General features: G+C 66.7%; 18 protein-coding genes. 10 read left to right on the forward strand and 8 right to left on the reverse strand.

The window, feature by feature from the left end; genetic code table 11:
- Positions 1 to 75 precede the first annotated feature (75 nt).
- The 5 genes from pafA to dop form a co-directional block, all read right to left on the reverse strand.
- Complete coding sequence (gene pafA / locus ABZS43_RS20520; RefSeq protein ID WP_355037507.1) at positions 76 to 1,434, reverse strand: Pup--protein ligase; 1,359 nt, start codon at positions 1,432 to 1,434, stop codon at positions 76 to 78.
- A 242-nt stretch (positions 1,435 to 1,676) separates the two neighbouring features.
- The gene (gene prcA / locus ABZS43_RS20525) at positions 1,677 to 2,468 is read right to left on the reverse strand and encodes a proteasome subunit alpha (protein WP_355037508.1); all 792 of its coding nucleotides are present in this window, start codon (positions 2,466 to 2,468) and stop codon (positions 1,677 to 1,679) included.
- A complete protein-coding gene (gene prcB, locus ABZS43_RS20530; RefSeq protein WP_355037509.1) occupies positions 2,465 to 3,310 on the reverse strand; it encodes a proteasome subunit beta in 846 nt (281 codons plus the stop codon). The genes prcA and prcB overlap by 4 nt, the downstream gene beginning before the upstream one ends.
- A 14-nt stretch (positions 3,311 to 3,324) precedes the next feature.
- A complete protein-coding gene (locus ABZS43_RS20535; protein WP_019047503.1) occupies positions 3,325 to 3,519 on the reverse strand; it encodes a ubiquitin-like protein Pup in 195 nt (64 codons plus the stop codon).
- Positions 3,520 to 3,692: 173 nt separating this feature from the next.
- Positions 3,693 to 5,192, reverse strand: a complete 1,500-nt coding sequence (dop, locus tag ABZS43_RS20540) for a depupylase/deamidase Dop (RefSeq protein ID WP_355037510.1) — start codon at positions 5,190 to 5,192, stop codon at positions 3,693 to 3,695.
- 148 nt (positions 5,193 to 5,340) lie between these two features.
- Here dop and ABZS43_RS20545 point away from each other — a divergent pair, with 148 nt between their 5' ends.
- From ABZS43_RS20545 to ABZS43_RS20575, 7 genes are all read left to right on the forward strand, one after another.
- Positions 5,341 to 5,469 carry a hypothetical protein gene (locus ABZS43_RS20545; protein WP_355037511.1) on the forward strand — a complete coding sequence of 43 codons (129 nt, stop codon included), beginning with the start codon at positions 5,341 to 5,343 and terminating at the stop codon, positions 5,467 to 5,469.
- A 99-nt stretch (positions 5,470 to 5,568) separates the two neighbouring features.
- The gene (locus ABZS43_RS20550) at positions 5,569 to 6,315 is read left to right on the forward strand and encodes a hypothetical protein (RefSeq protein WP_355037512.1); all 747 of its coding nucleotides are present in this window, start codon (positions 5,569 to 5,571) and stop codon (positions 6,313 to 6,315) included.
- A gap of 14 nt (positions 6,316 to 6,329) precedes the next feature.
- The gene (locus ABZS43_RS20555) at positions 6,330 to 6,863 is read left to right on the forward strand and encodes an NUDIX domain-containing protein (RefSeq protein ID WP_355037513.1); all 534 of its coding nucleotides are present in this window, start codon (positions 6,330 to 6,332) and stop codon (positions 6,861 to 6,863) included.
- A gap of 487 nt (positions 6,864 to 7,350) precedes the next feature.
- Positions 7,351 to 8,865: a condensation domain-containing protein gene (locus tag ABZS43_RS20560; RefSeq protein ID WP_355037514.1), complete on the forward strand. Its 1,515-nt coding sequence runs from the start codon at positions 7,351 to 7,353 to the stop codon at positions 8,863 to 8,865.
- Positions 8,856 to 10,307: a condensation domain-containing protein gene (locus tag ABZS43_RS20565; RefSeq protein WP_355037515.1), complete on the forward strand. Its 1,452-nt coding sequence runs from the start codon at positions 8,856 to 8,858 to the stop codon at positions 10,305 to 10,307. The genes ABZS43_RS20560 and ABZS43_RS20565 overlap by 10 nt, the downstream gene beginning before the upstream one ends.
- The gene (locus ABZS43_RS20570) at positions 10,261 to 11,697 is read left to right on the forward strand and encodes a condensation domain-containing protein (RefSeq protein ID WP_355037516.1); all 1,437 of its coding nucleotides are present in this window, start codon (positions 10,261 to 10,263) and stop codon (positions 11,695 to 11,697) included. The genes ABZS43_RS20565 and ABZS43_RS20570 overlap by 47 nt, the downstream gene beginning before the upstream one ends.
- Positions 11,698 to 11,747: 50 nt before the next feature.
- Positions 11,748 to 12,587 carry a helix-turn-helix domain-containing protein gene (locus ABZS43_RS20575; protein ID WP_355037517.1) on the forward strand — a complete coding sequence of 280 codons (840 nt, stop codon included), beginning with the start codon at positions 11,748 to 11,750 and terminating at the stop codon, positions 12,585 to 12,587.
- A gap of 65 nt (positions 12,588 to 12,652) precedes the next feature.
- Here the strand turns inward: ABZS43_RS20575 and ABZS43_RS20580 are convergent, their stop codons facing one another.
- Positions 12,653 to 13,000 carry an alpha/beta hydrolase fold domain-containing protein gene (locus ABZS43_RS20580; protein ID WP_355037518.1) on the reverse strand — a complete coding sequence of 116 codons (348 nt, stop codon included), beginning with the start codon at positions 12,998 to 13,000 and terminating at the stop codon, positions 12,653 to 12,655.
- 595 nt (positions 13,001 to 13,595) lie between these two features.
- On the opposite strand from ABZS43_RS20580, the gene ABZS43_RS20585 reads away from it, so the two are divergent.
- Positions 13,596 to 14,006, forward strand: a complete 411-nt coding sequence (locus ABZS43_RS20585; protein WP_355037519.1) for a hypothetical protein — start codon at positions 13,596 to 13,598, stop codon at positions 14,004 to 14,006.
- 48 nt (positions 14,007 to 14,054) lie between these two features.
- On the opposite strand, the gene ABZS43_RS20590 is transcribed toward ABZS43_RS20585, so the two are convergent.
- A complete protein-coding gene (locus ABZS43_RS20590) occupies positions 14,055 to 15,863 on the reverse strand; it encodes a pyruvate kinase (RefSeq protein ID WP_355037520.1) in 1,809 nt (602 codons plus the stop codon).
- A 411-nt stretch (positions 15,864 to 16,274) separates the two neighbouring features.
- On the opposite strand from ABZS43_RS20590, the gene ABZS43_RS20595 reads away from it, so the two are divergent.
- Both ABZS43_RS20595 and ABZS43_RS20600 read left to right on the forward strand, forming a co-directional pair.
- Complete coding sequence (locus ABZS43_RS20595; protein ID WP_355037521.1) at positions 16,275 to 16,583, forward strand: hypothetical protein; 309 nt, start codon at positions 16,275 to 16,277, stop codon at positions 16,581 to 16,583.
- Between the two features lie 379 nt (positions 16,584 to 16,962).
- Entirely contained in the window at positions 16,963 to 18,978 is a 2,016-nt protein-coding gene (locus ABZS43_RS20600) for a caspase family protein (RefSeq protein WP_355037522.1), read from the forward strand.
- Here the strand turns inward: ABZS43_RS20600 and ABZS43_RS20605 are convergent.
- A complete protein-coding gene (locus ABZS43_RS20605) occupies positions 18,963 to 19,343 on the reverse strand; it encodes a hypothetical protein (protein ID WP_355037523.1) in 381 nt (126 codons plus the stop codon). The genes ABZS43_RS20600 and ABZS43_RS20605 overlap by 16 nt on opposite strands.
- Positions 19,344 to 19,405 lie beyond the last annotated feature (62 nt).

Here is a 19,405-nt window from a genome sequence, read left to right on the forward strand (position 1 = left end):
GATTCCCACGCTAGCGACAGCACACGAAAAACCGCCCGCCGTGACACGGCGGGCGGTCGAGTATTTCTCGGACGCCTACATCGAGGCGATCAGCCGATCGACGCGCTCGTCGACCGATCGGAACGGATCTTTGCAGAGCACCGTGCGCTGCGCCTGATCGTTCAACTTCAGATGCACCCAGTCGACGGTGAAATCGCGGCCCGCCTCCTGCGCGGCCGTGATGAAATCACCGCGCAGCTTGGCCCGCGTGGTCTGCGGCGGGGTGTCCACCGCGGCGTCGACGGCCTCGTCCTCGGTGATCCGCTTGGCCAGACCCTTGCGTTGCAGCAGATCGAACACACCGCGACCGCGCTTGATGTCGTGGTAGGCCAGATCCAGCTGGGCGATCTTGGGATCGGACAGTTCCATGCTGTAGCGATCCTGGTACCGCTGGAACAGCTTGCGCTTGATCACCCAGTCGATCTCGGTGTCGACCTTGGCGAAATCTTGCGCCTCGACGGCGTCGAGGGTGCGTCCCCACAGGTCGACGACCTGGTCGATCTGCGGATCGCGATCACGATTGCGCAGATGTTCGACGGCGCGGGCGTAGTACTCGCGCTGGATATCGAGCGCGCTGGCCTGACGTCCGCCCGCCAGCCGCACGGGCTTCTTGCCGCTCAGGTCGTGACTGACCTCGCGGATGGCCCGGATCGGGTTGTCCAGGGCGAAATCGCGGAAGGAGACGCCCGCCTCGATCATCTCCAGGACCAGCGCCGCCGTGCCCACCTTGAGCATGGTCGTCGGCTCGGCCATATTCGAATCGCCGACGATCACATGCAGGCGGCGGTATTTCTCCGCGTCGGCGTGCGGCTCATCCCTGGTATTGATGATCGGCCGCGAGCGGGTGGTCGCGGAGGAGACGCCCTCCCAAATGTGCTCGGCACGCTGCGACAGGCAGAAGGTGGCCGCTTTCGGGGTCTGCAACACTTTGCCGGCACCGCAGATCAATTGGCGGGTGACCAGGAACGGCAGGAGTACATCCGAGATCCGGGAGAACTCGCCCGCACGCACCACCAGGAAATTCTCGTGGCATCCGTAGGAGTTTCCCGCGGAATCGGTGTTGTTCTTGAACAGATAGATATCGCCGCCGATACCTTCCTCGGCCAGTCGCTGTTCGGCGTCGATCAGCAATTCCTCCAGCACCCGCTCACCCGCACGATCGTGGGTGACCAGTTGGTGCAAGCTGTCGCACTCCGCCGTCGCGTACTCGGGATGCGAGCCGACGTCGAGGTACAGCCGAGCCCCATTGCGAAGGAACACGTTAGAGCTTCGGCCCCAGGACACCACCCGGCGGAACAGGTACCGGGCTACCTCGTCGGGGGACAGCCGACGGTGACCGTGGAAGGTGCATGTCACACCGAACTCGGTCTCGATCCCCATAATTCGTCGCTGCACACCATCGACATTACAGCCATATCCAGCACTTGCGTGGGGCTGCGGACAACACCGACGCATACGTCTTCACAACGATTTGGGTCGGTTTGTCCGTTTCGACAGACCCGGACCGGCGGATTTCCGGCCGGAATTCACCCCGGGGTCGGGCGCGTCGACGGGCCCGAAAAAACTCGGGCCCGCGTCCGGAACAACCGCCGTGCGGTATTCCGGGCGCGGGCCCGAGCGGGTTTCGCGCGACCGCCCTATTCCGGCTTCGGGGTGTCGCCCTCGGCCGTCTCCGGCGCGGATTCCTCCGCGCCGGCCGCGGCGGCCGGTGTGCCGCTTCCCGCGCTCAGCAACTGCTCGAGCTGGGTGTTGGGAACCCGCCGGAAGGCGCGGCGCTGGCGCGACTGCTCCATCGTCGCCACCTCGAGGGAGGTGACCCCGAGGGACCGCTTGTCCTTGTCGGTGCCCTCCGGAATCCCGGCCTGCAATGCCTTCACCGCGATCCCGATGGCGGCGCTCAGATCGAGACCGGGTCGATAGGAACCCTTCAACGCCGTGAGGATCGGTTCGGTCGTTCCGCCCATCACCACGTATTCGCGTTCGTCGACGATCGACCCGTCGAAGGTGATCCGGTAGAGCACCGACTGCGGCTCCTGCTCCGGATATCCGACCTCGGCGATGCAGATCTCGACCTCGTACGGCTTGAGCTGATCGGTGAAGATCGAACCGAGGGTCTGCGCGTAGGCGTTGGCCAGCGCACGCCCGGAGACGTCACGCCGGTCGTACTGGTATCCACGCAGATCGGCCTGGAGGATGCCGCCGCGACGCAGATTCTCGAACTCGTTGTACTTGCCGACGGCCGCGAACCCGACGCGGTCGTACAGCTCACTCACCTTGTGCAACGTCGCGGACGGATTCTCCGCGAGGAACAGCACACCCTTGTCGTACACCATCACGATGACGCTGCGACCACGAGCGATACCTTTGCGCGCGAGTTCGGTCTTGTCGCGCATGATCTGCTCGGCCGACGCGTAGTACGGCAGCGTCATGCGGGGGCACTCCCTTCTTGCGCGGCCTCGCGGGCGGCGACGATGCCGCGCGCGATCTCTTCCAGTCGCGTTGCGGCCACCTCTTCGGCGCCCTCCTCGGTGATGAGGATCGCGGTCGGATAGATGCCGCGTACCAGATCCGGGCCGCCGGTGGCGGTGTCGTCATCGGCGGCGTCGAACAGTGCCTCGACGGCGATACGCAACGCGCGTGCCTCGTCGATTCCCTTGGCGTACAACTTCTTCAGCGACGTCTTGGCGAACATCGAACCCGAGCCGACCGCGGCGTAGCCGAATCGCTCCTCGCTGCGTCCACCGACCACGTCGTAGGAGATGATGCGGCCGACCCGATCCGGGTCGGTGGCGTGCTGGTCGTAGCCGACCAGCACCGGCACCACCGCCAGACCCTGCAGGGCGGCGGGAAGGTTGTCGCGCACCATCTTCGACAGCTTGTTGGCCTTGCCGTCGAAGGTGAGCGAAATGCCCTCGATCTTCTCGTAGTGTTCCAACTCCACGGCGAACAACCGCACCATCTCCACGGCCATGCCCGCGGTGCCAGCGATACCCGCCGCCGAATAGGAGTCGGTGATGTACACCTTCTCCATATCCCTGCTGGCCAGCAGGTTTCCCTGGGTCGCGCGACGATCGCCCGCGATCAGCACGCCGCCACGGAAACTGACCGCGACGATGGTGGTCCCGTGCGGGGCCACATCCTTGGCGGCGCCGCCGGTGGATCCGGTGGCGCCGTCTATCGCGGCGAATCTGTTGCCAGGCAACAATTCCGGTGCGTATGTGCGCAGGTGTTCGGTGAAGGAAGAGAGTGCGTGCCCCGGTTGGAGACGCATCGGATCACCTGCTGTCACTGGCCGCCCTTCTGCACGTACGCGCGGACGAAGTCCTCAGCGTTCTCCTCGAGCACATCATCGATCTCGTCGAGCAGGTCGTCGGTCTCCTCCGCCAGCTTTTCGCGGCGTTCCTGACCGGCCGCGTCGACGCCCTCCGGCCCCTCGTCCTCGTCGCCGCCCCCGGCGCGCTTGGTCTGCTCTTGTGCCATCGCAGCCGACCTCCTCTGTCCTCATCATGACCGGAGCCCAAGTATGAGCACGGATCCGATCATGAGCAATGTTCGTGCTCGTACGAACAACCCTACCCAGCCGAGCCGAGGCTGTGTTGGTTTGCCGCCTGTGACACTGTGCCGCGGCTGCGGCGCGGCGGGTCGGCCGACTGCTACTGCGTGAGCTGTTCCACGAGTTCGGCCGCCGTATTCACACCGTCGAGCAATTTGCCGACGTGCGATTTGGTGCCGCGTCGCGGTTCCAGGGTGGGGATGCGGACCAGGGAATCGCCGCCGAGATCGAAGATCACCGAATCCCAGCTCGCGGCGGCGATATCCGCGCCGAAGCGGCGCAGGCATTCACCGCGGAAGTAGGCGCGGGTATCGGTCGGGGGTTTGGTCATCGCGTCGAGCACCTGCTGTTCGGTGACGAGGCGTTTCATCGAGCCGCGGGCGACCAGGCGGTTGTAGAGGCCCTTGTCGAGTCGCACGTCGGAATACTGCAGATCCATCAGGTGCAGTTTGGGGGCGGCCCAGCCCAGGCCCTCGCGGTTGCGCATGCCCTCGAGCAGCCGTAGTTTCGCGGTCCAGTCGAGCAGGTTCGCGGTTTCCATCGGATCGCGTTCCAGCAGGTCGAGCACCATGGCCCAGTTCTCGAGGATGTCGCGGGCGCGCGGGTCGTCGTTGCCGTCTCGGTCCATGAATTTCGCGACCCGCTCGTGGTAGAGCCGCTGAAGCGCGAGGCCGGTGAGTTCGCGGCCATCAGCCAGCGCGACCGCGGCGCGCAGCGTCGGGTCGTGGCTGATCTGGTGCACGGCCGTGACCGGGCGGGCCAGTTGCAGATCGGACAGATCCTCGCCCGCCTCGATCAGATCGAGCACGAGGGCGGTGGTGCCGACCTTCAGATAGGTCGACATCTCGGCGAGATTGGCGTCGCCGATGATGACGTGCAGCCTGCGGTACTTGTCCGCGTCGGCGTGCGGTTCGTCGCGGGTGTTGATGATGCCGCGCTTGAGGGTGGTCTCCAGTCCGACCTCGACCTCGATGTAATCCGAGCGCTGCGACAGCTGGAAACCCGCGTGGTCGCCGGATTGCCCGACGCCGACCCGGCCCGAGCCCGTGATCACCTGCCGCGAGACGAAGAACGGGGTGAGGCCGACGATGATCTGGTTGAACGGGGTGTCGCGGCTCATGAGGTAGTTCTCGTGGGTGCCGTAGGAGGCGCCCTTGCCGTCGACGTTGTTCTTGTACAGCTGCAGGCGAGGCGCGCCGGGCACGCTGGAGGCGTGGCGGGCGGCGGCCTCCATCACCCGCTCACCGGCCTTGTCCCAGATCACCGCGTCCATCGGGTCGGTGACCTCGGGGGCGGAGTATTCCGGGTGCGCGTGATCGACGTAGAGCCGTGCGCCGTTGGTGAGGATCATATTGGCCGCACCGACCTCGTCGGCGTCGATGACCGGCGCGGGGCCGTTCATTCGGCTGAGGTCGAATCCGCGCGCGTCCCGCAGCGGTGATTCCACTTCGTAATCCCATCGGGTCCGCTTGGCGCGGGGAACGCCTTCGGCCGCGGCGTACGCGAGCACCGCCTGGGTGGAGGTGAGGATCGGGTTGGCCGACGGCTCGGTGGGTGTCGAGATGCCGTATTCGACCTCGATGCCGATGATGCGCTGCATGCCATCGAGCCTAGGCGACCGATACCGTCGTCATACCGAGGGTGGCATTTCCGGAGGACTCGAATGCGCCCCCCACCCCGCGATATTCGGTGCACGACCGAATCGATCGCCGACACGTCGTCCGGCAGATCCGCGGGGCACAGCCCGCTTGCCCCCGCGACCGGTCGACCTGTATGCCCTTGGCGGGATCGCGATCCTCGGCACCTACATCTGGATCATGACCTATCCGGAAGGATTCCCCGGATACTCGGCGGCCTCGGTGACCGAACACGAGTAGTCCGCTACTCGTGTCCGCCCCGTTCGGCGCGGCGATTCTGATACGGCGCCGGCCACCGTGCGGGCGGCCACTACCCGGTCGGGGTGCGTCGGATCGGAGGTGAATCCCGAATTCGTTCGTTACGCACCGGAATACGGAGAAATACCGATGAAAGCCTCGGTCCGCGAGGTCTGGCTGCCGTTCAATGTGCCGCTGGAGGGTCGGGTGCCATGGATGTACCTGGATGTCCGGGGACGCGTCAGCACCGCCGTCGGCATCACACTCGACGATGCGACGCATGAGCTCGGCTCCCCCACCGCGACCGAGCGAGCGACGGCGCTGGCCGCGTCCCGGCGACTGCCGTGGCGCCGCGGTATGCGCGGACCCTACGCCTCCGACACCGATATCGACGCGGCATGGGACACCGTGAAACGTCGCACCGACCTCATCCGCGGGGGCTGGCGTCGCTTCGAGCGACTGACCGACCTGCGGCTGACCAACGGCGCGATCGACCGGCTCGTCTTCGAACGCCTCGACGAGTTGGAGACCCTGATCCGCGGACGCTTGGCGCGCCACAGCAACGGGGCGGTGATCATGCCGTTCACGTCCTTCGATTCCTGGCCCGCCGACGCGCAACTCGGCATGCTCAGCATGTGCTGGACCACCGGCCCCTCCTTCGACTTCCCCCGATTCCAGGAGGCGGCGTTCACCCGCGACTGGCTGCGCTGCGCCGCCGAATGCCGCGTATATCCTGAAATCGGCACCGCCGCGCGTCGCAACGAACGCAATCAGGAGTTGTTCCGCAACGCCTTCCGCGCCGAGTGCGACGGATCCGATCCGGAGCAGTTGCTGTTCGCCCTGCCCTGATCCCGGTTACCGTGGTGGATGTGACGCTCGCCGAACGGTATCCGTTGCTGCACACTCCCGCCCGCTGGGAATGGGGCGGACTCGACGTCCGGTTCTCCACCGAATTGCCGCCGGATGAACTCGTCACCAATATCCACGTGGTCTGTTTCCTCGGCGACGAGATCGTGCTGTGCCGCGACGATCGCGATATCTGGTTGGTGCCTGGCGGCACACGCGAGGCGAACGAGACGATCGACGAATGCGTGCGCCGCGAACTCCTGGAGGAAGCGGGCGCGCGGACCGTCGGACCGGTCCGATGGATCGGGGCGCACCACGGCATCAGCGATCATCCCCGACCGTACCGGGATTGGCAGCCGCATCCGCGCAAAGCCTTTCTCTGGTGCACGGCCGATGTCGTCCTCGACTCCGCCCCGACGAATCCCGATGACGCGGAGCAGATTCAGGAGGTCCGCGCCTTCGCGCCCGCCGAGGCGATCCGGCTGGCCGCCACCAACGGTGACTACATGTCGGAGTTGGTGTCGCTCGCCGTCGAATCGCACCGCGGATAATCGTCGGCCGGGTGCGAGGCCGACCACCAACGGTCGAGCGGCGCCCCCGGGTCGAGCGCGGGCGAAGCGGCGCATTCGTTCCAACACGGGCTTTCCCCGCCTCACCGCGGGGTGTCGTGCGCCACTGCCGCCATGAAAGCCGCACCAACCCGAGATGAATACCGGACATCCCTCGACCCGGACGCCGGGCAATATTTCCGATACTTGAAGTCCGCATGTCTTGCGTGCCCCCGGTAAGATGCCACGATATATTCCATACGGCACCATCCCGAGGCATTTACCGAGGCCATAGCGGCAATAACCGTGACACAACTCATGGTCACATTCCGCAGAAGTATCTCCTATCGTTTTCCCATCCGACGGTCGACGGGTCGACGCTAAAGTAGGCCAAACCAGTCCGACCTACGGAGACAGTAATTCTGGTCATGTTTTCGATCGCGAATTACCGGTGCTCGCGAGAATTCGCGACGACAGCTGAAGGTATGGGATGGAATTCATCGAACTGGCCGACTACCCGCTTCCGGGCGGGCACGTCATCGAATGGCTGCCGACGGCCACGACACAGTGGACCGACTGGCCGCGCGACCAGCGCGCGGCGTCCCACAATCACGAACAGCATCTGCGTGACGCGCTGGCGCGCAGTGCGGATCCCCGGCAGTGCTGGCTCGGACACGCGTTCCGGGTGGACGGCACGCTCGACGTCACGGCATGGCGGGTCGCACTCGACCGCTGGATCGACCGCCACGAGGGATTGCGCACCCATGTCGCCATCGAGAACGGACGACCGGCGCGCTACACGGCGCCACCCGGCACGATCGGCGTGCACCCCGTCGCCGCGGGCTCCCCCGCGTCGACGGTGGCGACCCACCACCTGGTCCAGCGACTCGTCGACGAAGCCACCTCGCCGCTGCGCTGGCCAGCCTACGTCTGCGTCACCATCGGCACCGACGCGGGCTTCACCGTCCTACTCGCCGCCGACCACTCCATCATGGACGGCTATTCCACCATCGCGACCGGCGGCGAACTGCGCGCCATCTACGACGAAGTCCGCGCCGGAATACCCTCCGCCCCCGACGATCCGGGTAGCTACCTCGACTTCTGCGACCGGGAGCGAGCCGTTGCCGCGGTGGTCACCACCGCCGATCCGGCCGTCGCGATCTGGGACGCTTTCCTCACCGGCGCCACGCCGGCGCCGGGCTCGCCGCGCGAGGATTCCCGGCGGGACAATTGGCCGTGGGACGCCCCTTCCTGGGACGCGCCGGCTTGCACGCACGCACCGACCCTGCACCACGTCACCGCCACCCCGGTCGTCTCCGGATACCGGACCGAAGCACCGCGGCCGAGCGCCCAGCGCGCCCTTGCCATCGAGGTCCTGGGTTCGGCGGGCGCCGACGCCGCGGCCGCCCATGCCGGACGACAGCGGCAGGGACTGTTCGCGGTGCTGCTGGCGGCATTCGCGGCCACCGCCGCCGAAAACGGCGCTGGACAGGATTTTCGCACCGTAGTGCCGCTGCACACCCGCAGTGAGCCGCGCTGGGCGAATACCCTCGGCTGGTTCGTCGGACTCGCCCCGTTCGCACTGAACTGTACGGCGGCCCAGCGGATCTCGGATCTGATCGGCCCGGCGGGCACCGAGATTCGCCGGGTCAGGGTGGCGGCGACGGTGCCCTTCGCGCGGGTGTGCGAACTGCTGGAAATCCGGCCGCGCATCTCCTTCATGGTGTCCTACATGGATTGTCGCTTCGCGCCCGCCTCCGGTACCTGGCTCGATACCGACACCAGATGGCTGCGCGGGCGCGCCGCCTCGGACGACGAATACTACTTCTGGTTCCTGCGGACGCCCGCCGGCGTCTCCCTCAACATCCGCTATCCGGGTAACGAGCGGGCGACCCACGATGTCCACACCCACGTGCTGCGCCTGCGCGAGCTGCTCACCGAATTCGCCGCCTATGGGGATGCCACCATCCGACCTGCCCGAGGAGCGCCGCTGACATGGAAATGACCCTCACCGAAGACTGGCTGCCCGAACCCGGTGTGCTCGTGGAGTTCACACCCACCGCGACGACCCGCAGAGCCGTCATCGACGCCACTGTCTCCCCCGCGCCGCCGACCTTCCTGCAGGAGTCCCATATCCGTCGCTGGGCCGAACGCCGCGGCACCGACAATCCGCTGGCCTCGGAAATCTCGCTGTGCTTCACCGTCGCGATGCCACTCGACCGTGAAGCGCTGTGCCGCGCTTTCACCACATTCCTGCGCCGCCACGAAACACTGCGCAGCTGGTTCGACGCTTCCGAGGACGCGCTCGTGTCCGCCCGCTATCTGATCGACGCCGCCGATCTCGACCTCGAAACCGTGGACAAGGGCCACTTCACCGACGGCGAACACCTGCGCGACATTCTCGTGGCCGAATTCCGTGCCGCCGCCGATCCCACCCGCTGGCCCGCGGTGGTGTGCGCCGCGATCGACCACGGCGCGGACGGTTTCACCCTGCTCTACAGCACTGATCACGCCTTCAGCGACGGGCTTTCGCTGGTGTCCGCGGTCTTCGAATTGCACAGCTGCTACACGGCCTATGCCCGTGGCGAGCAGCCCGCGCTGCTCCCGGTGGGCAGCTATGTCGAATTCGCCACGGCCGAACGCTCGGCCGCCGAGGCCGGGTCGGCGGAACTGGACGCGATGGCGGCCCTGCTCGCCGACAACGCGCACCGGGTGCGGCCGCTGCCGTGGGAGCTCGGACTTCGGTCCGGCGAACTCGCCGAAAGCCGAGGCTACGACGTCGACCTGCTCGATTGCGCCGAATGCGACGCCTTCTCCGATCTCTGCAAGAGCCTCGGCCACACCTTCTCCTCCGGCCTCTTCGCGGTCATCGCCCTCGCCGAACTCGAACTCGCCGGGCGCACCGACTACCTGGCCCTCAATGTGGTCGGCACCCGCGACGAACCGAAATACCGGCTCGCACAGGGCTGGTTCGTCAACCTGCTGCCGATCTCCTTCGAGGTGGGCCGCGCCGGACTGTTCACCGACCTCATCGCGCGCGCCGCGACGGCGGCGGATACGGTCAAACCCCTGGCCGCGGTCCCGATCCACGCCGCGCTCGGCCGAGCCACCGATCTCACCGGAGTGCCGATGCCCGCCACCACGGATTTCCCGTGGGTCTCTTACCTGGACCTCCGCGCCATGTCCGGTACCGCGCTGGAGAATGCGCTACCCCGGGTGAGCGGTATTCACGGGCTGGGTTCGCGCAGCAGAATCGGGCAGGTCTCACCGTTGTGGTTCAGCCGGGAGCTCGACCGCCTGCACGTCACGGTGCTGTTCCCGGATACCGACGCCGCGCTCGCGTCGGCGACCCGCTATCTCCATCACCTCCGAGATATTCTGCGCTCGGTCGCCCGCACCGGTGAATACCGCACCGCCACAGCTGATGCGCCTGCTCTTCCTGGATAACCTCGACGCCGAACCCGGTCTGCTCCTGGAATGGAGCGCTGTCGCCGGTTCCGAGCCGCGGCCGACGGCCACGCCGCCGACCTCCAACCAGTCCATCCACCTCGCGAACCGCGGTCCGACCACCTGGCTCGGCGCATATTTCGAGGTGCCCGGCGCGATCGATGCGACCGCCCTCGGTGCCGCCTTCGGCGCGTGGATCCCCCGCCACGACGCCCTGCACTGTTGTTTCGGCCCGGCGGACGCGCAGACACCGGTCTCGCTCCGATTGGTGGCCGACACCGATATCCGGCTCACCGCACGGGCGCCCATTCCGGTGTCCGACGCCGAGCGATTGCGCGCGCTGCTCGCCGCCCGGCTCGACCGGGCATGCTCACCGTCGCGCTTTCCCCCGTACTTCCTCGGCGCGGTGAGTCGTCGGGAAACCTCCTCGGTGGTGGTCGGATTCGACCACGCCATCTGCGATGCCTGGTCCATCGCCATCGCCGTCACCGAACTCGACGCGCTGTACCGGGCCGCCCGTCGACGCGGACACGACGGTGTGGCGGCCCTCGCGCGGCGACTGCCCGAACCGGGAAGTTTCCTGTCCTACGCCGCCGGAGAGGCCGCGCTGCCCTCCGCCGCCACCGAACCGCTGCTTCGCGGCTGGCGGGACTTCCTGTACGCGGCGGGCGCTGACCTGCCGCGGTGCCGTGACACACCGAACCACGGCGATATGCCGAAGTACGGTGACCTGCCGCGTTTCCCGATCGACCTCGGACTCACCGAGCGCGCGCCGTTCGGCGGCGATGTGCGTCCGCTGCTCGGACCCGTCGCCACCGACGCGCTGCATCGCGGGGCCCGCGCCAACGGCCATTCACTGTTCGCGGCGCTGCTCGCCCCGGTCGCGCTCGCCGCGGCGGAGTCGGGCGGGCGCACCATGACCGACCTGGTGTTCCCGGTGCACACGCGGCGAGAACCACTCCACCACAACACCTTCGGGTGGCTGGTGGCCAACGCGCCCGCCCGGATACCCGCGCTGCGCGACTTCACCACCACCGCGCTCGCGGCCGAGGCTGCCATCCGGGCCGGACGACGATTGGCGCGGGTTCCCGCCTCCCGGGTGATCGCGGCCATGGGCCCGAGTCTGCGCCGCACCCGCCGGGACCTGTTCACCGTGTCGTATGTCGACTACCGGCGGCTGCCCGGCGGGACGAGCCGCACCGGGCCGCGCAACGCGGCACAGTTCAGCCGCGGCGCACCGGCGGACGATGTCCAGCTGTGGTTCACCCGCACCGAGGAAGGGCTGGCCCTGCGCACTCGGTTCCCCGCTACACCCTCGGGCCGAAAGATCGTCGGCGAATTCCTGGATCAGGTGGCCGAAACCATCACCGCGGCGGTGCCGCCCGGATAGATTGGCATGGAATCCGCACCTGGATTCGCGTCACCTGCCGGGAGCGTCCGATGGAGAAGGCTCTGGTCACCGACGGGGTGTCCGCGACACCCCGAAGCCTGGGCGGCGTTCGCGCGCCCGACGAGACAGCACACCGGGCCACGGCCTTACTGAGGCCAGGAATTCTGGCCTTCGGCGGCACGATCACCGAAACCGATCTGCACGCCCATCACACCGTGCAGATTCTGGCCGCGAACACCCCCCTGACCGTGATGGACGCCAGTGGTGTGCACCATCACGGCACCGTGGTCATCGTGCCCGCCGACGCGCCCCACCGCATCGACGGGGGCGCGACGCACGGCGCGGCGCTCTACCTCGATCCGGAGACGATCGCCGGGGCCGCCGCCGACCGCCGCGCCCATACCAGGGGCTGGACCAGCGGCGTCCACGCATCCGTCGTCGACCCGGCCCGGACCGCACTCCTCGACCAGGTCACCGCGATCGTCGCGGATCTGCGCTGCGATCGCGAGACGCCACCGCCGATCGCGCGGCACAACGCGGTGACCGAAGCCCTGCGGGTGCTGCCCTCCCTGGTACACGACAGGTCCATCCGCGGCGCGGATATCGCTCGGCGCGTGGGACTTTCACCGGCCAGGCTGTCCCACCTGTTCACCGACCAGGTCGGGATTCCGCTGCGCCCCTATATCCTCTGGCTGCGGTTGCGCGTCGCCATCATCCGGGTGCGTTCCGGTGACGATCTCGCCGCCGCCGCGGACGCGGCCGGTTTCGACAACAGCGCGCACCTGACCCGAACCTGCCGCCGGACCTTCGGGTTGTTCCCCGCGGCGTTGGACCGCGACGATCTCTGGGATCTCGGCGATGGATCCTGGACGGCCGACAGCGCGACCTGACGGTCCGCGGACACCCGGTCGGGCTACTCGCGCGGCTCGTAGGCGCTGGGCAGGTTCTCGCGGGCTCAACTGACCGCGCTCGCGGTTTTCTCGTCCAGCCAACCGGTCATCGCGGCCAACGCGAAGCGGATTCCATTGAGCCGGTATCGATTCAGGTATCCGTGCCAGGAATGCGGCACCACCGTGTATCGCACCGGGACTCCGGCGGCGGCGAGTTCGGCGGCGAAGGTATCGCCCGAGGCGCGAAGGGTGTCGTGGTCGGCGTCGAGCAGCAGAGCGGGCGGCAGTCCGGTGAGGTCGCCGCCGCCGGGAAAGGCGCCGCTGTTGAGCAGGTCCTCGTGGCCGACGTAGTTGAGGTTCATCCGGTGGACAGCGGGCGGGGTCAACTGCCGGTATCCGGCGAGCCCGCGCACGCTGTCGCGCCTTCACGAGATCGCGCGGGGAGGTAGTCACGGATCGGTATCGAGCCCCGCCTCCCCGGAAGTGTCCGTTCACGCGTAACCACCCGCACCTGGGCTCGGTCGTCCCGATCAGCGGCCGCGCAGGCGTCGCGCATCAGGGTCATCGGGTCGTGACGTTCGAACATGACAGCTCCTGCCCCGGCAAGCGGGTAACGGGCCTACCGGCTACGGACACAGCCGCCACGACCGTCGAGGCGGACCGGCCGTCATCGAAATACCCTGCACAACAATAGCTTCAACGTTCGGTATCGTCGCGGACCGTTCTCGGATTCGTCACCTACTGTACCGATTGGCGGTCGAACGCCGACCTAGGCTGTAACAACCGATCGATGTGCGGCCAGCCTCGACCAGCACCTATCGTGCCTCGGCGCAGGAGGGCCTCGCCCGGCCAAGCGTCGGGCCCGGGCGAAGCGCGACACACACCGGCCGGGTCTTGTTGGACTTTGCGGAACAGACATAGGAGGCGACCCTGACCACCGCCGACACCCTCGCCGACGACCCGGCCGCCGTCATCATTCACCAGCTCGGTCCCGACCACGCGGACGCTGTGCTCGATTTCGACGCGCGCATTCCGCGCACAGGCAGTATTTTTCGGTTCACAGCGTCGGATCCGAGGGATCTGAGGGCAGTCGCGGTCGCCATCGGTCGAGGTGATCCGGCATACGGCGCCCTCGGGGCCTTCATCGGCGATCAACTCGTCGGGGTCGCGAATTTCATCGCGGGAAAGACCACCACCACAGCGGAAGTGGCGTTGATCATCGCGCACGACAACACGGTCGTGGTCGGCGCCGAACTCCTGCGACAGCTGACCGACTTGGCGCGGGCACGCGGTGTGCAGCGATTCGTCGCCGACGTGATACCAACCAATTCCATGATGATGAGGTTGTTCATCGACGCCGGATATCCCGTCCTGGCCCACCGGCGCGATGACATCGCCCGCGTCGGTGTGCAACTCTGAGTCAAGGGACTGCCGCAAGGGAGTGATCCCGGATCGACTGTGCCGGTCCTACTCCGCGGGACCCGGGTCGTCCCACGAACGAAGTTGGCGCAGTAGCGGATTCTTCTTGCTCTGATGCTGGGCCATCCGGGTGAGGATGTCATCGAGGAAGGTCACGGCGTGATCGATGAACGGACCTTTGTTGAGCATGACGCACTCGGCTCGGCCCGACATCGCCGCATCGGTCACCTCTGCCCGCGAGGGTCTGCCGGTGCGGGCGAGGGTGTCCAGCACCTGGGTGGCCCAGATGACGGGGACATGCGCCGCTTCGCACAACCAGAGAATTTCCTCCTGAACCTCGGCGAGGCGGGCATAGCCCGCTTCGACCGCCAAGTCCCCGCGCGCGATCATCACACCGACTCGCGGCCATCGCATCGCGGTGAACAAGATCTCCGGGAGATTTTCGAAGCCGGCTACGGTCTCGATCTTGAGGATGAGGCCGAGTTCGGTGCCCCCGAGGTCGCTCAGATGGCTTTGCAGCAGGGCGACATCAGCACCGCTGCGGACGAATGACAGGCTCACGGCGTCGGCATGCTCGACCACGAACGGCAGGTTCTCGACGTCATTACCGGTCAGCGCGGGCAGCCGCAATGTGGTGTCGGGCAGATTCATGCCTTTTCCCGCGCCGAGCCGGACGCCGCGCGGCGCAGCGTCGGTGATCCGTACACCCAGCCCGCCCGGCTGGAGCGACTCGATCACACCACCGAACTTGCCGTCGTCGAAGAACACTCGCTGACCGACCCGCGCGTCCTCGAAGATCTGTGGCAGGGTGCAACCGATCCGCGCCGGGGTGGCTGTCGGGTCGACCGGCTCCGGATCGTCGACCACAAGCAGTAGGTCGCCGGTGTGCAGCGTCAGCTTCTGCTCGCGGCGCGGCAGGTCGTCCACCACTGTCACATCATCGTGGGAGCCGGTCAATTCGGTGCCGGGCACCAGATACGCGGTATCGGCCAACTCGGCGAGGCATCCCTCGGGTGCGGTCGTCTCGATGACGAGGCGGCGGGCGGATCCGCGCGCGTCCCGGAAGGAGATCGACTCGCCGACCTTCCGTCGGCGCGGCCACGACTCCTCCGATACCGGTACTCGCACCCCCTCGACGGCAGGCGGGCCCGATGGCCCGGTCAGCCAGACCCGGGCGGGCGTCACCGCCCGGCCGAGTTCGTCACGGACCGGCTTGACATGGACGACAGCGGCCCCGGCCCGGATCGGGCCGGTGCGTACCTTCGGACCGCCCAGATCCATCGTCACCTGCACGTGGCGGCCCTGCGCCCGCGCGGCGGCGCGCACGTTGGCAATCATCTTCGCCCACTCGGCGCGACCATCGTGCGCGCAGTTCACCCGGACCAGTTCCGTCCCCGCGCTCACGAGTCGATCGACCAATCCGGCGTCGTCGGCCGCCTCGGTAGGCAAAGTCACCATGATCCGTGTACGCCTGCCACTGCGAGCGGGCCCGAGCAGCATGTTCGCGTTGCCCCGTAACAGTCGATCGCCGGAAGTGAAGTCGACCGGTTCCGGCGCGCACTGTGACACCGCGCGACCGGACAGGGCGGCCACCACCGCGCGCACCGCGTCCACCGAGGCCAACACGTGTGCTTCCGACCGGCCCAACGACGAGAGGCCGAGCACCGCCAGATCGGCCTGCAAATCACGAATATCCCGTTGGCGCAGAGCGACATACTGCGCCAGATTCGCGGCGCTGGCTCGATGGCCTGGATACACCTCGGGCAATCGCTCGTCCGCGGCGGCGGCAACGAGCTCGGTACGAAGTTCGTCGAGGCGGTCGGCAAGACCACCCGACCACGCCAGCGACTCATTCACGCCGCCACGGTAGGACTGCGTAGTTGCCAACAGATATCACCGACGTACACGCCAACCGACAACTCGGTGCCGATACCGACCAGGGCTCGCATCTCCCTACCGCCTCCCACAGCTCGTGCTCACGCGCACGAGCCGGACGAGTTCCTACCGCTCGAGCATTAAGTGACGGCAGATTCTAGTCATGAATCCACTCCGTCACTCGACGGACGCGACGCGCACCGGCATTCACCTCCTCCCGCTTCGACGGGGCGGTCCACCGATGAGTTCACGCAGTTAACAGGCAACAGCTCCTCGAATCCATGGGGAGAGCGCCGCGCCACAGGCACTGATCATCCCCCCGCGATTCCCCGTACAGCCGTGCGCATCTTCGCTACTATGTGAATCACTATTCACCAATAGAGGAGCGCAATGATGCGTACGTCCCTTCACCTCGCCGTCGCCTCGGCCGCGGCGGCGACTCTCGTCCTCACCGCCGCCGGCGCGACGGCCGAACCGACCGACCCCGCCCCGGTGACCGCCATAGCAGCCGGAACCGGCTCGGCGGCAGCGGACTCCGGCTCGACGGCAGCGGGCACGGGCGTGGGTTTGGTCCAGCGCGGCGACATCATCGGAATTCTCGTGCTCATGGTCGTTGCCCCCTTTCAGATATTGACCACCGGCATCTGCGACCTGGCCACGATGTCGGCACTTCCGAATCCGTGCGCCCCACGAACCCGGTGAACGAGGGCCAGGTCTGGCTCGAAGCGCGGCCTGGTCTGAAAGCAGTTGGCAGGCAGGGTTTCTGACGCGGCGAGGTTTCTCCGGCCGTTCCAGGCGAGTCGGGCGTGTATCACCGAGTCGGGCGGTGGCGAGCGAGGCCGTCGACTACTCGGTCGTGGCACAGCCGAGGATGCAGGTAGCGCCTGGTTGCGACGGTCGGGTACCGCACTACTCATGCGATCGGTATGCGACGCGATCAGTATTGGTCGGATCGGGGACATTTGTTCGCCGTTCCGCAGGAAGAAATGAGTCGCGACGACTGTTCGCACCCTACGAACAGTCGTCGGCCGAACAGAGATTGTCGTCAACCGCAGTAATCGGCATGCCGGGCAGGTGAATCATGGTTGCTGGTCAACGCAGCGCACTGATAGTTGCTTGCGATAACTATCTGGATCCGAGTCTGCGAAAGTTGAGAGCTCCCACCCGTGACGCGCAGGCGCTCGCCGAGGTTCTGCAGGATCCGCTGATCGGGGGCTTCGACGTGCATACCTCGATGAACGAGCCCGCGCATGTCGTATGCGAGGCGGTCGAGGGATTCTTCGCTGACCGAGGTCCTGAAGATCTGTTGCTGCTGCATTTCTCCTGCCACGGCGTCAAAGATGAGGGCGGAGAGCTGTATTTCGCCGCGTCCAATACGAAGCTGGGGCGCCTGGGCGCCACGGGTGTGGCAGCGGAGTTCGTGAACCGCCGGATGAACCGAAGTCGATCGCGGCGCATCGTGTTGTTATTGGACTGCTGCTACGCGGGCGCCTTCGAAAGGGGCATGACCCACCGGGCGGGGACCGGAATGAACCTGGAGCAATTGAGCGGGCGAGGTCGTGCGGTGATCACCGCGTCGAGCGCGATGGAATATTCGTTCGAAAGCGGGGAGCTCACCGACATCGCCGATGATGCCCCGTCGGTGTTCACCGGAGCGTTGGTCAACGGTCTTTCGACAGGCGAGGCGGATAGAAACCAGGATGGTTTGATCACCCTCGATGAGCTGTACGACTACGTCTACGGCAAAGTGCGGGCTTCCTCGCCGAACCAGACACCCGGTAAATGGGTGTTCGGTGTGCAGGGTGAGCTGCATATCGCCCGACGCAACCAGCGGCTGGCCGAACCCATCCCCTTGCCCGTCGAACTCCAGATGTTGATAGACAATCCACTGCCGAGTGTTCGCGCGGTCGCCGTTCGTGAGCTCGAAAAGCTCCTGCACGGTAGGCATCTCGGGCTGGCCGAGGCCGCTCAACAGAGTTTGCGCACACTCGCCGAGGACGACAGCCGCGCTGTATCGTCGACAGCCGAAGCCGCGCTACACCAGGACATCCCCTCTCCCATTCCGCCGTTTCCCGCGCCGATCACCGACCGGAAGAAACCGCCGTCGCCGGCGTCCGTCGAATCCGGCGAACCACCGCAACCGCATCCGATCCCCGCCGCGACCGACGCAGCCGCCGCCTTCCCCGCTGTACCGCGGCGACTCCGCCCACAGCCGACCACGCGGACCCCGCCGCCTTCCCCCGAGCGGTTCGGGAATTCTCGGCAGCCGACCAGAGAGCCGGTCCATGCGGTCGACGCGCGTCGATCAGATCCAGTCGTATTGCCGCGTGTCGCAGGTGCTTTGATGGTGTGCGGCGCCATTCTGATGGCATTCAACCCTTTCATGCCGTACGGCCGAGAATCCGACGAGAGGGTGCTCGATCTCGGTCCCGACGTAGTCGCACCGGCATTCGTGATGGCCACACTGGCAGGTTGCGCCGGACTATGCCTGCTCGGTGCTCGGAGAGAGCGATTGATCGGCGCGGGCATCGCGTTGGGGTTCAATGCCACCGTGCCGTGGTTCCTGTGGAATCAGTGGGGCCCCTGGACAGATTGGGGAGCGGCGACGTGGCTGTGGTTCGTCGCACTGCACGTATCGGTGCTCGCCGCGGGTTTCGCGGCGTCGACGGTCATTCGAACGCCCGGAGTGCGACTCCGGTTCCAGCTGCCCACCGACACCGGCTCGCGGACGATGGGCGGTCTCGGCCTCGGGATAGCGCCCATTCTCTACTATGCCGTCACCGAATGCTCGGAAGCCCCACAACGGTGGGGAGTCCTGTCCTTGATGGTCATGGCGCTCGCGATACCGGTCTGCGCCGCGGTCACGGTACCGCGCGAGTTCGGGGTCGCTCTCCTCACCGGCTGGTGCGGCGCGGCCGGGCTCGTTGCCTATTACTCGATTCGGCTGCCCACGCCCGATAACCTCAACCCCGAAGTCATCATCATCTTCCTCCTGACGATGACGGTCGCGGTCGCGGTCGTGGCAATAGTCGCGGCGTCTGGAGTGCACGCCGAACCGAATCAGGCACGGCCTCCCGATGCTCACGCGCTCGCGTGACGCTCGATGAAGGCGGTCACCAGTTGCCGCTCCGTCTCCGGTGACGTATTCGTCAGCTCGAGTCGGTCCTCGCCGATCTGCACGCTGACCGCGAGATTATTCTGGTTGGACCGCCAGCCGCGCAGCGTGTCCAATAGCTGACGGAGCGCTACCAGGCCCGGACCGATGCCGACGACGAGCTGACCGACCAGTTCCGGACCGAGGCCACGGGTGCCCTCCGGAGCGGGCCCACCGGTAACCGGGGTGACGTGATCGACATCGAGATCCAACAACTCCGATCGAAGCTGCCGGGCGCTGCCATCGAGTTGCTCGATGTCGAGATCTTCGCCGAACAACGTGACGTTCACATCAACGACGCGGGGCATAGAACCTCCACGATGAGAGAATGATCGCTGTGGGTGAAGTACGAGACTGTGTCCGCGGCCGA

Source organism: Nocardia sp. NPDC005366, assembly GCF_040606855.1.
Classification (GTDB): Bacteria; Actinomycetota; Actinomycetes; order Mycobacteriales; family Mycobacteriaceae; genus Nocardia.

Bases quoted from the DNA above. Each gene is read 5' to 3' on its own strand.
- prcA (WP_355037508.1), bottom strand. From the start codon at position 2,468: ATGACGCTGCCGTACTACGCGTCGGCCGAGCAGATCATGCGCGACAAG.
- prcB (WP_355037509.1), bottom strand. From the start codon at position 3,310: ATGCGTCTCCAACCGGGGCACGCACTCTCTTCCTTCACCGAACACCTG.
- ABZS43_RS20535 (WP_019047503.1), bottom strand. From the start codon at position 3,519: ATGGCACAAGAGCAGACCAAGCGCGCCGGGGGCGGCGACGAGGACGAG.
- dop (WP_355037510.1), bottom strand. From the start codon at position 5,192: ATGCAGCGCATCATCGGCATCGAGGTCGAATACGGCATCTCGACACCC.
- ABZS43_RS20560 (WP_355037514.1), top strand. From the start codon at position 7,351: ATGGAATTCATCGAACTGGCCGACTACCCGCTTCCGGGCGGGCACGTC.
- ABZS43_RS20565 (WP_355037515.1), top strand. From the start codon at position 8,856: ATGGAAATGACCCTCACCGAAGACTGGCTGCCCGAACCCGGTGTGCTC.
- ABZS43_RS20575 (WP_355037517.1), top strand. From the start codon at position 11,748: ATGGAGAAGGCTCTGGTCACCGACGGGGTGTCCGCGACACCCCGAAGC.
- ABZS43_RS20595 (WP_355037521.1), top strand. From the start codon at position 16,275: ATGCGTACGTCCCTTCACCTCGCCGTCGCCTCGGCCGCGGCGGCGACT.
- ABZS43_RS20600 (WP_355037522.1), top strand. From the start codon at position 16,963: ATGGTTGCTGGTCAACGCAGCGCACTGATAGTTGCTTGCGATAACTAT.
- ABZS43_RS20605 (WP_355037523.1), bottom strand. From the start codon at position 19,343: ATGCCCCGCGTCGTTGATGTGAACGTCACGTTGTTCGGCGAAGATCTC.